Source organism: uncultured Rothia sp. (assembly GCF_937976295.1).
GTDB lineage: Bacteria > Actinomycetota > Actinomycetes > Actinomycetales > Micrococcaceae > Rothia.
This window is the reverse complement of sequence record NZ_CALJRY010000368.1, coordinates 1-13,963: the sequence shown is the minus strand read 5'-3', so window position 1 is coordinate 13,963 and position 13,963 is coordinate 1. Positions and strand designations below refer to the sequence as shown.

General features: G+C 60.3%; 8 protein-coding genes and 4 pseudogenes. 6 read left to right on the top strand and 6 right to left on the bottom strand.

Annotation, left to right across the window (positions count from 1 at the left end; genetic code table 11):
- A pseudogene (locus tag Q0216_RS09805) lies at window positions 1-197 on the bottom strand (lipoyl synthase); the annotation flags it as partial.
- 175 nt (window positions 198-372) lie between these two features.
- Window positions 373-1,062: pseudogene (gene lipB / locus Q0216_RS09800) on the bottom strand (lipoyl(octanoyl) transferase LipB); the annotation flags it as partial.
- 208 nt (window positions 1,063-1,270) lie between these two features.
- On the opposite strand from lipB, the gene Q0216_RS09795 reads away from it, so the two are divergent.
- Window positions 1,271-2,965, top strand: a complete 1,695-nt coding sequence (locus tag Q0216_RS09795; protein ID WP_298594957.1) for a peptidase — start codon at window positions 1,271-1,273, stop codon at window positions 2,963-2,965.
- A 206-nt stretch (window positions 2,966-3,171) separates the two neighbouring features.
- Here the strand turns inward: Q0216_RS09795 and Q0216_RS09790 are convergent.
- The 3 genes and pseudogenes from Q0216_RS09790 to Q0216_RS09780 all read right to left on the bottom strand — a co-directional run.
- Window positions 3,172-3,978: pseudogene (locus Q0216_RS09790) on the bottom strand (2-oxo acid dehydrogenase subunit E2); the annotation flags it as partial.
- Window positions 3,959-4,108, bottom strand: a pseudogene (locus Q0216_RS09785) (tRNA 2-thiouridine(34) synthase MnmA); the annotation flags it as partial. The pseudogenes Q0216_RS09785 and Q0216_RS09790, both read right to left, overlap by 20 nt.
- 189 nt (window positions 4,109-4,297) lie before the next feature.
- Window positions 4,298-5,545: a cysteine desulfurase family protein gene (locus tag Q0216_RS09780; protein WP_298594955.1), complete on the bottom strand. Its 1,248-nt coding sequence runs from the start codon at window positions 5,543-5,545 to the stop codon at window positions 4,298-4,300.
- A 167-nt stretch (window positions 5,546-5,712) separates the two neighbouring features.
- On the opposite strand from Q0216_RS09780, the gene Q0216_RS09775 reads away from it, so the two are divergent.
- Entirely contained in the window at window positions 5,713-6,180 is a 468-nt protein-coding gene (locus Q0216_RS09775) for a tRNA (cytidine(34)-2'-O)-methyltransferase (RefSeq protein ID WP_298594954.1), read from the top strand.
- A 1-nt stretch (window position 6,181) separates the two neighbouring features.
- The gene (locus tag Q0216_RS09770) at window positions 6,182-6,829 is read left to right on the top strand and encodes a uracil-DNA glycosylase family protein (RefSeq protein ID WP_298594953.1); all 648 of its coding nucleotides are present in this window, start codon (window positions 6,182-6,184) and stop codon (window positions 6,827-6,829) included.
- Window positions 6,830-7,038: 209 nt separating this feature from the next.
- Here the strand turns inward: Q0216_RS09770 and Q0216_RS09765 are convergent, their stop codons facing one another.
- A complete protein-coding gene (locus Q0216_RS09765; protein WP_298594951.1) occupies window positions 7,039-8,352 on the bottom strand; it encodes a S1C family serine protease in 1,314 nt (437 codons plus the stop codon).
- 380 nt (window positions 8,353-8,732) lie between these two features.
- Here Q0216_RS09765 and Q0216_RS09760 point away from each other — a divergent pair, with 380 nt between their 5' ends.
- The 3 genes from Q0216_RS09760 to Q0216_RS09750 all read left to right on the top strand — a co-directional run.
- On the top strand, window positions 8,733-8,894 hold the full coding sequence (locus tag Q0216_RS09760) for a hypothetical protein (RefSeq protein ID WP_298594949.1): 162 nt from the start codon (window positions 8,733-8,735) through the stop codon (window positions 8,892-8,894).
- A 306-nt stretch (window positions 8,895-9,200) separates the two neighbouring features.
- Window positions 9,201-11,648, top strand: coding sequence for a non-ribosomal peptide synthetase subunit (locus tag Q0216_RS09755; RefSeq protein WP_298594947.1), 2,448 nt, complete (start codon window positions 9,201-9,203; stop codon window positions 11,646-11,648).
- A 306-nt stretch (window positions 11,649-11,954) separates the two neighbouring features.
- Window positions 11,955-13,963, top strand: a 2,009-nt coding sequence (locus Q0216_RS09750) for a TPM domain-containing protein (RefSeq protein ID WP_298594945.1), incomplete at its 3' end; no start/stop codon positions are given.

Below are 13,963 nucleotides of genomic sequence, written 5' to 3'. Positions count from 1 at the left end.
CACTCGTAAATATTGGGGCAGCCGGCCTCTTCACACACGGTGTGCAGACCCTGACCGCGAGCCAGCTCGCGCATCTCGTTGTATTCGGGGCCAACAATAGCCTTGGTCTTAATCCAGTGAGGCTTCTTCTCAATGGGAACCTCAGCGTTGCGGGCCTCCACACGCAGTAGCTTGCGTCCTTCAGGTGCGGTGCTCAAAAGTCTTCTCCTTGGTCTCGATGTGCCCTCTGTGCAGGTGGGCCATCATCTATTTTACGCCCGCTCAGGCGTAGGTGAAACTGGTTTTCGTATATGACGAACAAGCCGGATGCGTTACGTGCACGGCCCGTTCGATGCTTCTCGGTTGCGTTTAACCCAGCGTTTAGCTCTGCGTTTAGTCCTGCGCCGCGACGGGCTCGAAGGACTCCGCTAGACGATCCTGGTACTTCAGAAGCTCCGCCTCCAGCGGCTCCAAAATATCGGCGGGGGTGACGGTGCGGCCCAGCTGCTCCGAAATAGTGGTCACACCGGCATCGCTAATACCGCAGGGAATGAACTGCTGGAAAGGCGCGGTATCGTTGCAGCAATTAATCGCGAAGCCGTGCATGGTGGTGTTACGCGAAACGCGCATGCCCAGCGCCGCGATCTTCTTGTCCTGGGTGACGCCGTCGCCCAGAATCCACACGCCGCTACGTCCCTCAACACGCTCACCCTTAATGCCCAGACCAGCCAGGACGTTAATGATGATTTCCTCGATGATGCGCACATACGCCACCACGTCAATGGGCTCGGGCAGACGCAGAATCGGGTAGCCGGTCAGCTGGCCGGGGCCGTGCCAGGTCAGCTTGCCGCCGCGGTCAATCTTGACGACGGGGGTGGACTTGTCTGCGGGGTACTCGTGGTCTTCGGTGCGTTTACCTGCGGTAATCACGGGCTCGTGTTCAAGTAGAAGAATCGTATTCTGGCGGGTGCGGTTAGCCACCTCATCGTGGATGCGGTACTGCTCATCCAAGCACTCAACATAGTTCACATAGTTCGGGGCGAAGCCCACGCGTTCAATCGTCACAGACATACTTTCTACCTTAGTACTGCTAGTGGAGGGAAGAAAATTAGGGCGCCCTGAATCACGTGATGAGCGAACACGCCGGAATGTTACATGAGGGTGTGCTCAGGGGTAGGAGGGTTGAAGGGGCAGATAAATACCTGAATTAACCTATGGGATTCTTTGGAGTGCTTGAAGTATTTTAGTATGCTTAAAGATATTATTTGATGTAGTTTGATAACATGATGGTATGAGAAGCAAAGAAGCACACGTTCTGGAAAGCATCGCCAACCCGGCTCTACCCACCCTGCAGATTGTCGAGTACCGGGGCGAAACCACCGAGGGCGTACCCGCCGTACCCTCCGCGCACCCCGGACGCTACACCCTGCGCACCATTCCTCAGCCTGCCCTGTCCGCTCCCGCCGCACCGCCAGCTTCTATCGCATCTGCTCTGCGGCCGGCAGCCAACGGGTACGGGTTCGAGGAAAACACGGATGCATCCGCTCAGGGGCACGCCCAGACCCCGCAGGCAGCCGCCGTCCTACGTAACGCGCCCGGACTCGCCAAGCTCCACGCTGTTACTGGTGAAAGTGCCGTTACTGGTGAGAGTGCCGATAGCACCGATCAGCTGTGCCTCTGGTATGAGCCCCTCGACGCGGGCACCCTCGACAAGCTCCTGCGCGCTCGCACCCTGACGCCCGCCGAAATCATGACCCTGGCGCGAACCCTGCACCGGGCGCTCGGCAGCCTCAAAAAGGTAGGGGAGCGACGCGCCGAACTCAGCGCCGAATATATTGCTCTGAGCGCCGCCGGAGTGCCCAAACTCCTGCTACCTGATGCCGTCTATCGTGAAGCAGCTCCTCAAGACACGGAACAGCTCACCGCCGCCCTGGGCAACTACACACGCTCTGCAGCCGCCCTGCTCTGGCAAGCTGCCTGCGGGCACACACCGGAACCCTCCGCCGCCCGTGTACCCCTCTCACTGCGCATGGTCTCACCGCACATGGGAGCCACCGGCACCGCAACCGAAGGAGCACCCAGTAGCGAATGGATTGAACGCCTCGGCAGAGCCCTCGAATACCTGCTGGACGCACCCGCCCAGGAGGCGGCACTCGCCGGACTGAGCTCCGTGGTCGCCCTCGCGGAAGAGGTGCCGCCTCGCCCGCTGAACGTCTACCTGAGCTGTTCAGAAAGAGCCCGCGCCCTAATTCCCGCAGCAGTGGAGCCTGCACCGGTACAGAAGCTCTCAAAGGCGCAGAAGACGCAACGCTACCTCGCGGAACGTTTGCCTCGCGTGAAGAAACCGGGCGTGAAGAAGCCATTGAGCCCCGCGAAGAGTTCCGCAACGAGCCCCGCAAAGACTACGCCCGCCCCAAAGAACACAGACGCGACGGGCACATCCCGCCTCACGGTGCTACGCGGAGCGTTCACCCGCCCCACCGCGCGGCTGGGACTGGGGGCACGGCTGGGCATCGCCGCGCTCGCGCTGGGGGCTATCGCGCTGCCTCTCGGGTTCACCCTCTACGGGCAGAACGCCCCGGCAACGGCACAGCCCGTATCCGCTCAGGCTGTATCCGATCAGGCTGTGAACGCAGCGGGGGAGCAGGCACCCGGCGGCACGGCAACACAGGATCAGAGTGCAGAGGATAATGCATCGCGGGGCGAACAAATCCTGCGAGCCCTCATCGACCAGCGAAACCACGAACGGCGCATGCGAGGCGGCGCCGAGCTCACCCTGGATACCGCCGAAGAACTCAGCCGCGACGGAGAGAATATCCGCGTGATGGCGGTGGTCTCCGCACCCGGCTACCGCGCCGATAAAACCGAGCAGGAAGCCCGCAAACTCAGCGAAGAAAACGGCGTCACCCGCCAAAAAGTCATCTTCGACCTGCACCGCGGGGAGAAAGGCTGGGAGATAGCCCGCGCCGAGCCCGTCCCTGCATAGCTGATGCTGTATAGCTGACACCGTACAGCTGACACTGTAGAAACGCGGACACAACAAAAAGCAGACACAGCAAAGGCGGCGGCCCCACCCACCGAAGTGGATGGAGCCGCCGCCTTTTGCTCACCGTCCGGGAAAACCCGGAGAGCTACGCTCGGTTACCCATCAGGGCACCGCCACAAGGAAACTTCCTTGAATCTTTGCAGGTCTTAGAGGCCCAGCTCAGACTCGAAGTTTGCCTCCTCCAGGCGGGTCTTGAGGGTGTGCAGGAAGCGACCAGCGTCCGCACCGTCGACCACGCGGTGATCGTAGGTGAGGGACAGGTAGCACATGGAGCGGATAGCGATAACGTCGTTACCGTCAACATCCTTAACAACCATGGGGCGCTTCACGATGGAACCGGTACCGAGGATTGCAACGTTCGGCTGGTTGATGATCGGGGTGTCGAACAGTGCACCGAAGGAACCAATGTTGGTGATGGTGAAGGTCGAACCCGACAGCTCCTCGGGGGAGATATCGCCGGTACGTGCGCGGCCACCCAGGTCGCCAATAGCCTTTGCCAGGCCAGCAATGCCCAGGTCAGAAGCGTTCTTGATGACGGGAACCAGCAGACCCTTGGGGGTGTCCACAGCAATAGCGATGTTCTCGGAGCCGTGGTAAGTGATCTGCTTGAAGTCCTCGGTCATGGAAGCGTTCAGAGCGGGGTGCTGCTGCAGAGCCTCAGCGGTTGCCTGGATGAAGAAGGGCAGGAAGGTCAGCTTAGCGCCCTCACGAGCAGCGAAGCCGTCCTTAGCCTTTGCACGCAGCTGAACGATGCGGGTCACGTCAACCTCGGTGACCTGGGTCAGCTGGGTGGAGATGTCCAGGGACTCACGCATACGCTTTGCAATAACCTGGCGGATACGTGCGGTCTTCTCGACGGTGCCACGCTTGGGGGAAACCTCGAAGGTGTGCGGTGCCTTTGCGGAACCAGCAGCCGGAGCAGCCGCTGCAGCGGGTGCAGCAGCCGCGGGAGCCGGTGCGCAGGGTGCCGGGCATGCGGGATAGGGCGAGGTGAACGCCGACTACTTCGTGTCCTGCTTCTACGGCGCGGGCTGCGGCGACTGCGGAGTCAACGCCGCCACTCATAGCTGCAAGAATTTTCACTGCCTATCCTTCTGTTGTGTTGAGCCTTTAGAAAGGTGCGCCCTACTGTGCGGGCGGACTTTCCGTTACTGTAGCTACCCATTGTACGCAGGGGCTCGGCGGGATATTGGGCAGTGCACCCTCAGCCAGCCCTCAGCGAACGCTGAGATGGCAAGGCTGAGGGCGGTTCGGTATCTTCTCTTCTGTCTTTTAGTGCCAGCGGGAGGCGTCCGGCAGCTGCGAGGACAGCCCCGCCTTTGCTGCCTGCTCGTAGGCGGCGGGTAGTGCCGCGATGAGGCGCGCAATATCGGCTCCGGTGGTGGAGTGGCCGAGGGTGAAGCGCTGGGCGCTGCGGGCGGTGTCTTCGTCCATGCCCATTGCCATGAGCACGTGGGAGGGGCGGGTCACCCCGGCGTTGCAGGCGGAGCCGGTGGAGCTGCTGATGCCCTGCATGTCCAGCAGGAAGAGCAGGGTGTCACCTTCTGCGTTTTCGAAGGTGAAGTGGGCGTTGCCGGGCAGTCGCTTCTGGCCGGGGTATTCTTCGGTGAGCGGGTTTTCGCCGCTCAGGTGTGCCTGCGGGATGAGCGCGCTAATTGCGGCAACGAGTTCGTTGCGTAGCGCGGCGATGCGGGCGGATTCTTCGTCAAGGTGCTGTACCGAGTGCACGGCGGCCTCTGCAAAACCTGCGATGGCGGGTGCGTCAATGGTGCCGGAGCGTACGGAGCGTTCCTGGCCGCCGCCGTGTAGGACGGGGGTCATCTGCACGGCGCGGGTTGCAACGAGCGCGCCGATGCCCATGGGGCCACCGATTTTGTGGCCGGAGATTGCGAGGGTCGCCACCCCGCTGGCGTGGAAGTCGATGGGGACCGCGCCGAATGCCTGCACCGCGTCCGAGTGCACGGGAATGCCGTACTCGGCGGCGATAGCGGCAATTTCGGGGATGGGCTGTACGGTGCCGACCTCGTTGTTTGCCCACATGACGGTCACGAGCGCGACGTCTTCGGGGTTCTTTTCGATGAGTTCGCGGACGGTCTGCGGGTTGACGCTACCGTGCTCGTCTACGGGGATCCATTCGAGCTGCGCGTCTTCTGCCTTTTCGAGCCATTCGCAGGTTTCTTCCACGGCGTGGTGCTCAATGGAGGAGACGAGAATTCGGGTGCGCTGCGGGTCTTCTTCGCGGCGCTTCCAGTAGATGCCCTTGACGGCGAGGTTGTCCGCTTCGGTGCCGCCGGAGGTGAAAATAACCTCGGCGGGGTCGGCTCCGATGGCGCGGGCGATGCGTTCGCGGGCGTATTCGACGGTGGCGCGGGCATCGCGTCCTACGGCGTGCAGGGAGGAGGGGTTGCCGCCGTTGCGCATCTGTTCGACCATGGCGTCGATGGCGGCGGGCAGTACGTCGGTGGTGGCGGCGTGGTCGAGGTAGACGCGGCCGTTCTGACGGTTGGTTTCTGCGCTCATGGTTCCTCCTGCTGGGTTGTTTGGCGGTTTGCGCCTCGCTTATTTTATCGCGCTCTAACCGCGCTCTTCTAGGCGTGTTCACCTGCGGCGGGTCGGCGAGCGCTACTGCCCCGGACGTGCGGGGCTGTTCGGGGGCTGTTTGTAGGCTGCGCGGTACACTTAGGAACGTGTTCAAGATTCTTTTCTATACCCCTGAGATTCCCGGCAATACCGGCAACGCTATCCGTTTGGCGGCGATTACTGGTGCTGAGCTGCACCTGGTGAAGCCGCTGGGTTTTAACTTTGATGATGCGCATCTGCGCCGTGCGGGTCTGGACTATCACGACCTGGCGGTGGTGACGGTTCATGAGACCCTTGAGGATGCGTGGCAGGCTCTCGCTCCGGAGCGTGTTTTTGCGTTTACGACGACTGCTTCGACCTCGTACGCGGATATTGAGTACCGTCCCGGTGACGTGTTCATGTTTGGTCCGGAGTCGGTGGGTCTGCCCGCTGAGGTTCAGCAGGACCCGCACGTGACTGAGCGGGTGAAGATTCCGATGAAGCCGGGCCGCCGTTCGCTGAACCTGGCTAATTCTGCGTCCATCGCTGTGTTTGAGGCGTGGCGTCAGAACGGTTTTGAGGGAGGCGCCATCTAGCATGGCTGTAGCACACCATAATCTGCCGGAGTCTCTGGTTCAGCAGATTCTGGAGACGCCCCCTCCCCTGGCCGAGCAGATTCGTTTAGATCCGCAGAATAGGGAGTTCACGGAGCAGGGTTGGGAGCCAGTCTATTCGGCGTCGCCTCATGCCCGTATTGTGGTAATTGGTCAGGCTCCTGGGCGTGCCGCGCAGGAGAGCCGTATCCCGTGGAATGACCCGAGCGGTGTGAAGCTACGCGAGTGGCTGGGCGTAACGGATGAGCAGTTCTACGATCCTGAACTGATTTCACTGCTACCGATGGATTTTTACTACCCAGGCAAGGGCGCGCACGGCGATAACCCGCCGCGTAAGGATTTCGCGCCCAAGTGGCATCCGCAGCTGCTGGAGCTCATGCCGGATGTTCAGCTGATTCTGCTGGTGGGTGCATACTCGCAGAAGTATTATCTGGATGGTGTGCACGCCCCGAAGGCGCAGAAGAACCTGACGGAGACGGTTCGTGCGTGGGAGTCTTATCTTCCGAAGTTCCTGCCGTTGGTGCATCCTTCGCCGCTGAATTTTAGGTGGCAGGCGAAGAATCCGTGGTTTGAGCGGGAGGTTATCCCGGCTCTGCAGAGCAGGGTTCGGGCAATCCTTGAGGAATCCTAACGCTCTGCGCTGAGCCGTCATCTTACTGCGCCGTAATCTTGCTGAGCCGCAATCTTAGAGTGTTAAAAACAAAGCTCCCACCCCGCGTATGGGGTGGGAGCATCTTTATTGTGAGCGTTATTTAGACTGACCGAGCAGTCCCGACTGAGCGAGTGTTTCTCAGCTACACCGTATTGCTACTTCAGTGCTACTACTTCAGGAGCGAGGAGTTACTTCTGGCTGTCGGCGTTGCCCAGGGTCACGGTGATGTCCTGGGTGGAAGATCCGCGCTTGATCTTCAGCTTCAGATTGGAGCCTGCCGCTGCCGCACGTACGGTGCCGTTGAGTTCTTCGCTCTTGGTGATGGGGTGGCCGTCGGCTTCAATCACCACATCGCCAGCGCGCAGACCTGCCTTGGCGGCGGGGCTGTTAGATTCTACCGAGACAATTTCAACGCCACCGGAGATGAGCCTGGACGAACCCGAACCTGTGTCCGCCGGGCTGTTCTTCACGCTTGCGCCCAGGTAGCCGTGGGTTGCCTTACCATTGGCGATGATCTCGGAGGAGATGCGCTTGGCGTAGTTGGAGGTAATGGAGAACGCCATACCATCGGCGGTGCCGCCGTCCTGGCTTGCCTGGCCCTGCGCGTTGATGCCAACCAGTTCGCCCTTGAGGTTCACCAGCGGGCCGCCGGAGTTACCGTGGTTGATGGGAGCGTCAACCTGAATCATGGGGATGTAGTTCTGGCCCTTCGCGTCAGCAGGCTGCACGCGGTTGACGTTCGAGACTACGCCGGCGGTCACCGATTCGCTACGACGATACGGTGCACCGAGGGCAACCACAGCCTCGCCGGAGACCAGCTTGGAGGAGTCACCCCAGGTGATGGGCTGCAGGTCCAGGCCGGAGGGGCTAATCTTCAGGACCGCCAGGTCAGCTGCAGAGTCCAGGCCCACCACGGATGCGGTGCGCACGGTGCCGTCGCTCAGGCGCACCTCAATGGTGGATGCGGCGCTGGAAGATTCGAGGGTGACCACGTGGTGGTTGGTGAGGATGTGGCCTTCCTTGTCGAGAATAACGCCACTACCGCCGCCGGAGGATGAGCCGTTCGAAGCGACGATGGTCACGGTGGAGGGCAGGACCTTCTTCGCGGTTTCTGCTACGCCTGCCACGGTGGAAGAGTTGCTGATGTTAGAGCTGACGGAGCCTCGGGAGGAGGTGCTGGAGGAGCTGTTGTTCGAGGCTGCGATGCCGCCTCCGACGCCCGCACCAACGCCGCCACCGACGAGGGCTGCGAGCAGGGCTGCGGTGAGCACAACACCGGCACCGTAACGCTTGTTGTTATCGGTGTTCTGGGGTGCAGGCTGTGCCAAAGTAGCCTGAGCGGCACCTGCCTGGGGGTAGGCGTATCCGGGAGAAGCGGCTGCCTGGGGGTATGCATTCTGACCCTGCTGGTAGTTTGCCTGTCCGTTTACGTTCTGCATGGGACGGGTTGCATCCGTGACGCCGTCATTGCCGTCGTAAGACCATCCGTTGTTTTGAGTCATGAGTTCTCCTATGAATCGAGCGTGTGCGTCACCCTGGGCGCACGCTATCTTTCTACTGTATAGGGTGTTTTATGCCGTTCTATATCTTTTTGCTGTTGGTTATCGGGGAGTTCCCTGGGAATTTCTCCCAATTTTTTCATCTGGTGCAACTTATCCGGTATGGAGTGCTCTACCATTCCGTGAAAATTAGCTTATTTCCTGGGGTTTGTTCGCTATTTTCGGCACTCCCAGGCTTCTTCTTTTAAAGCACTCGGTTTTTCTCCACGGTTTACACAGCATGACGCGCCCGCATACACAGCTTGAACACAGAGTCGGCCCGTAATGTTGAAGACACATAGAGGCGAGGACAAAACCAAAGGACAAAGGCAAAGGAGAAACCCATGATGATCGGAACCTTGATTTTCTGTGCGATCTTGGCAAGCTCCATCGGCATCGGTGCAGGTATTGTGGCGTGTTGCTCGGGAATGATGTACCGCCGTCATCGTGCGGAAAAATACCGAGTTGGCGCAACCGCTGGCTACCCATGCATTGACCGCCGGTAGGTAAAGCATAAAGTTTGATAGTTTTCCGGGGCAGGAGATGAGAGCCCAGCACCGGAAGGGGCGAGAATCCCCAGTATGTCCCGAAGGGTCGGTGTGAGGACCGGCCCGGGTGTGATAGTGAGTTGAGTGATGATCGACGCGGCGTGAGCCCCTGCATGAGGGCTTGCGCCGCATCGTCTTTTAACCTTGATGCGGGCGCGGGAGGAACCGGCGGAAAGCACCGGCGCCCCGGCTACTTCCCTTTTAGTATGCGGTAAGGCAACGGCGTTGCGAGCACCGGGGATTTAGCTGGGTTATGGTGAAGCTATGAGGATTATTTCTGCTGTTTTCGCTCTTCTTGGCGCGCCGCCGGTCACGCCCGCGGCGGTGGCGTCTTCTTTGGACGGCGCAACCCGCCTGTACGCGTTGCTTATATTTGTTCTGATCTGCGCGGCGGTAGCGTTGTTCGCGTCGTTGAGCCCCTCACGCCGTCGTGCGCGTGAGATTAGGCGGCAGGTGCTGCAACAGCAGCAGAACCAGGCGATGAATCAGCAGGTACCGCCGCAGCAGGTTCCTTCACAGCAAGTACAGGGCGCGGTAAGCTACCCAATGCACTACCAGCCGAAGCAGGCACAGCCGAGTAATAGCGCTCAGCAGTCGGCACAGAGTCCTGCTCAGAACCAGGTACCGAACCCCTCGCAGAACCAGGCGTCTGCAATGCCCCGGAACCCAGCGCAGTCCCCGCCCCCTGAGCCGGATCAGGCTGTCGAGGCTCAGCAGACTCACCAAACTCAACAGGCTCAGGCGCCCTCGCCTCAGCCTCCTCAGCCGGTGGCGGCGCCGTCCCCACTGGAGCCGATGCAGGTAGGTGGCGCCTCCAGTTCTTCTACGGCAGAGAGCCAGGAGCAGCAGGGCGCGCCCCAGAACGCCTCGGCACAGCAGAACACCCCAGCGCAGCGTCAAGAGCGCCCACAGAATGAGGCTACCCAGCAGGCTCCTGAGAGTAAGCCTTCCGATCCGTTTGATCTGAGTACCAACCACAAACTCATTTTCCCGCTCGAGAACGCCCAGCGCAGCCGCTACCCCATGGTTCTTTCGGTCGGTACGTCTGAGGATGAGGTCTTTACACTGCCGTCAATTAGCGGTGTGCCGCAGCATCTGCTGGTGGGCACGACGGAGAATCATGTTCCGCTGAATCAGCGTCAGCGATGGCAGCAGATCGAGATTCTCGAGAACTACCTCATGCGTGCGGTCATGAACCTGCAGACGCTGGAGCGTGCGCAGGTTTCTCCGCTGCACAGTTTCAAAGAAACCCCGGAGGCAGACCGCGCTGTCCTCGCCGCCGAGCTGGAAGAAACCATTCGGCAATCTCGGCTGAAGCTGAGCGGGGCATTGGAGTTCTATACGTCCCTGCCTCGTCTGGCGCAGGCTCCGGGTTCTTTCACTTTTGCTCGTGATCATGCGTTCTCCCTGAGTGCCGCCGTCATTAGCCTGACGGAGCAGTGCTTTGAACGCACCTTCCGTTGGCGTCTGCTGGAGGATACCCTCCCGGAATCTTTGAACGACCGCCTCTACGCGGTGCGTTATCTGCGTGAGAGCGCGCAGAAGCTGGCGGCTTTTGTGGAGCTGAGCGATTTTGATCGCGCCATGCAGCTTGCCGAAACCTGGAAGAAGACCGCACGCAAGGAGTCGAAGATCGATGAGGCCAAGGTCTGGAATGAGATGACCGAAGTTGCCTTTGACGTTCTGCCCCAGTTGCGAGAGCGGGCGTTGAAGGGCGTTCAGTCTACGCTGGAGTTTAGCGAGCTTTTCTACCGTTCCGGCGAGGATGGTACGCACCGTATGCTCAACCCGGAACAGCTGAGCGAGTTTGAGCTCAAGGGCGTGCAGTCCACGTTGGAGGAGCGCCTGGACCAGGTGCGTCTTGAGCTTCAGGACGCGGAGTTCTGCGCCGCTGTCTTGACCCTGCATGCGCGCTCTGTCATTGAGCTTCTCCAGGAGCTTCTGCGAATCGAGCAGGACGGCGTTCTAGCGGAGATTGTGACCGATTTGCGGGCACTTGCTCATTACTCACCGCACCTTGCCGAGCAGCCTATCCAGACGTTGATGTTCAGCCGCGAACAGTACGCCCCGGACGGGGAGGATCTGCCGACCATTGGCGAGCGCATCCGTTCCCTCTCGAGCGTCCCCGAGGTTCTGGCGTTCGTTCACTACGAGGGACCGGTGCTTCTAGTGGGCGTCTCGGATCCGTATAAGGCGTTTTCCGGGGAGGGTTCCTCCGCGGGTCTGCTTTCGGAGGAGAAGAGGCTATCTTCCATGCCGCTGTCGGAGTTGCGTACCCATTCGCGGCTTCTGCAGCAGGTGCTTCGCCTGCAGAATCTGCGGTTGAAGCTGGCATGGGCGAGCAGCTGTAGCGGCTACATGCCTTTGAGTCTGGTTGATCGGCATTTCGTTGGCCCTTCTGCCGCTGATGAGGATTTGAAGGAGCTGACCGAAAATATTGAGGCGCTCGCTGATCTTCTGGACGCCCGTTCTAACTCTCAGGTGTATAAGGGCCGTGGGGTGCCGGTTACGCCCTTCCTGTGGGTGCAGATGCGCAAGCAGGCTGATTGCAGTTCTAGGCTGCTGAATCATGTGCAGTTCTTGGGCTGGATGTACGCCTCGTCTTCGAAGGTTCAGGTGGTGGACGGCATGGTGCAGTCGGTCCACGATGTTAATGCCGCAGAGGTAGTGGAGCATCTGATGAGCAATCTGGAGATTGCGCGTCGGCGCTAACTGACTGAATAGCCGGTGAGCCGGGGTCTAGCATGAGGCTAGGCCCCGGCCTTCCCGTATACCGGTTTTCCCGTATACCGGCCTTCCTGTATACCGGCTTTCCTGTATATAGCCTGGGAAGTCGGTAAACAGGTGGCAAACAGCGGCGCAATATTACGGTGATATTCGCTCAAGGCTTCCCATCTGCGCTTCTGCGCACCGTTGCCACCGCTACACTAATAATGTGACCAGCACTAAGGTGTGCGATGTTCAAGCACGCCGTGAAGTGCAGGTCCGCTCATACTTCACGACAACGGAGGAAAGACCATGACCGAGCACGCCTTTGCGCGTCAGATTCGTCCCGCACGCCCCCGCCTGCGCACTATCTTGGGTGCCACAGTGCTGGCGGCAGGTCTTTCTTGTGCCCCGGTGGTTCTGCCGGCTGGTTCTGCATTTTTGAGCACGTCGGCACTGGCTGCTGAGCCGATGCAGATTACGGGCACCACCGTGTACGATTCCACGAACTCCTTGGGTGATACCGCGACCCTGAAGTCTAAGATTTCGAACCTGTCCAGCAAATACAATGTGGATTTGCATGTGGTGACCATTGATAAGTTTGAGAACCCCTCCACTTCGTCGAGCTGGACGAAGGAGCTGGCCACGAAGAACAATTGGGGTTCTGCCGATGTGGTGCTGGTGATTGCTACCGAGTCCCGCCAGGCGTATTTCTTGGCCGGTAGTACCAAGACCCTCTCGAGCGATCAGCAGACGAAGGTGTACCAGAACTACATTAAGCCGAAGCTGCAGAACAGCGACTATGCGGGTGCGGCTCTTGCCGCGGTTGAGGGTATTCAGGCTCAGAAGAGCGGTAGCTCTTCTGGTGTGGTGACCGGTGTGCTCGGTGTGGGTGCGGCGGCAGCTGTTGGTGCTGGTGGTTACGCGATGTACCGTCGCCGTAAGAAGAAGAACGCTCAGCAGCAGCCTCAGCGTTCCTACGGTGCGCCTCGTAACTACTCCCCCATCCCGGAGGTTCCGCTGGAGGAGCTGCGCACTCGCGCCGGTAGCGCCCTGTTGCAGGCTGATACGACGATGAGTCATGCAAAGCAGGAGCTGGAGTTCGCGCGCGCCCAGTACACCGATCAGCAGGTCACCGAGTTCGCTCAGGAGATTGCGCGCGCTGAGGATTTGATGCGTAAGTCCTTCCAGCGTCAGCAGCTCCTGACCGATAACATTCCCGACACTGAGGCCGAGCAGCGTGCCTGGTTGACTGAGATTATTGATAACTCTCAGGAAGTTACCCGTATCGCTCAGGAACAGGACGCTAAGCTGGCTCAGTTGCGCAACCTGGAGCAGGAGGCACCCCAAGCTATTGAGGCTCTGGCTCAGCGTCTGCCGCAGCTGCGTGCTTCGGTGGAAGAGATTACCGCCCAGTACCACGCGATGAGGGAACGTTACCTGCCCAGCGCGCTGGAGCCCATTTCGAAGACTCCTGCCCTGTTGGAGTCGAACATGGTGCTGTGCGCTGCTGAGGTTGAGAAGGCTCAGGCGACCGTTGCTACGGCACGTTCGGAGGCGGTTGCTCACCTGCGCACCGCGGAGGAAGCCGCCTCGCAAATTCAGGCGCTGGGTGCAGCTGTGAATACCCGCTCGCAGGAGCTGGAGCAGGCTCAGTTGGGTCTGAGCACCGACCTGCTGAGCATTCAGCGTGACGTGGCTGAGGCGAAGAGCCTCGCTGCTTCTCAGCGTCGCGATGATTTGGGTGCCGTCGCCGCCGGTATGGAGGCGGTGCTCAACCAGGTCAACCAGAGTGCTTCGGCTCGCCCGAATGACCCGCTGACTCTGGCGAACCAGCTACATCAGCTCTCCGCAGAGCTGGATAAGGCCATGACGAATATGCGTGCTACCCGCGAGCGTTCTCGTGCGGCGTCGCAGAACCTGGACCGTACGATGCGTTCTGCCTACGCTGCCGTGAACGGTGCGCGTAGCTACATCAATAACCGCCGCGCTGCGGTGGGCCCGATGACCCTGACCGCTGTTTCTGAGGCGGAGCGTCACCTGGGTCAGGCTCAGCGCCTGGCTTCTTCGGATCCGCTGAACGCCATGAAGGAAGCCAATATGGCTATCCAGAAGGCGACCGACGCGCAGAACCGCGCTCAGAGCGAAGTCGGCAACTACTACAACAACCAGAACAACCGCGGCGGCGGCAGTGGCTTCGGTGGTGACCTGGCGAAGGGCTTGCTGCTGGGCGCGCTGATGACCGCGATGAACTCCGGCACCAGTAGCTGGGGTAGCAGCGGCGGCCACAGCAGTGGTGGTAGTAGCGGCGGCAGCTGGGG

What these genes read in the sequence shown, in the direction of transcription:
- Q0216_RS09795 (WP_298594957.1), top strand. Translation starts at nt 1,271, where the DNA reads ATGAGAAGCAAAGAAGCACACGTTCTGGAAAGCATCGCCAACCCGGCT.
- Q0216_RS09780 (WP_298594955.1), bottom strand. Translation starts at nt 5,545, where the DNA reads ATGAGCGCAGAAACCAACCGTCAGAACGGCCGCGTCTACCTCGACCAC.
- Q0216_RS09770 (WP_298594953.1), top strand. Translation starts at nt 6,182, where the DNA reads ATGGCTGTAGCACACCATAATCTGCCGGAGTCTCTGGTTCAGCAGATT.
- Q0216_RS09765 (WP_298594951.1), bottom strand. Translation starts at nt 8,352, where the DNA reads ATGACTCAAAACAACGGATGGTCTTACGACGGCAATGACGGCGTCACG.
- Q0216_RS09760 (WP_298594949.1), top strand. Translation starts at nt 8,733, where the DNA reads ATGATGATCGGAACCTTGATTTTCTGTGCGATCTTGGCAAGCTCCATC.
- Q0216_RS09755 (WP_298594947.1), top strand. Translation starts at nt 9,201, where the DNA reads ATGAGGATTATTTCTGCTGTTTTCGCTCTTCTTGGCGCGCCGCCGGTC.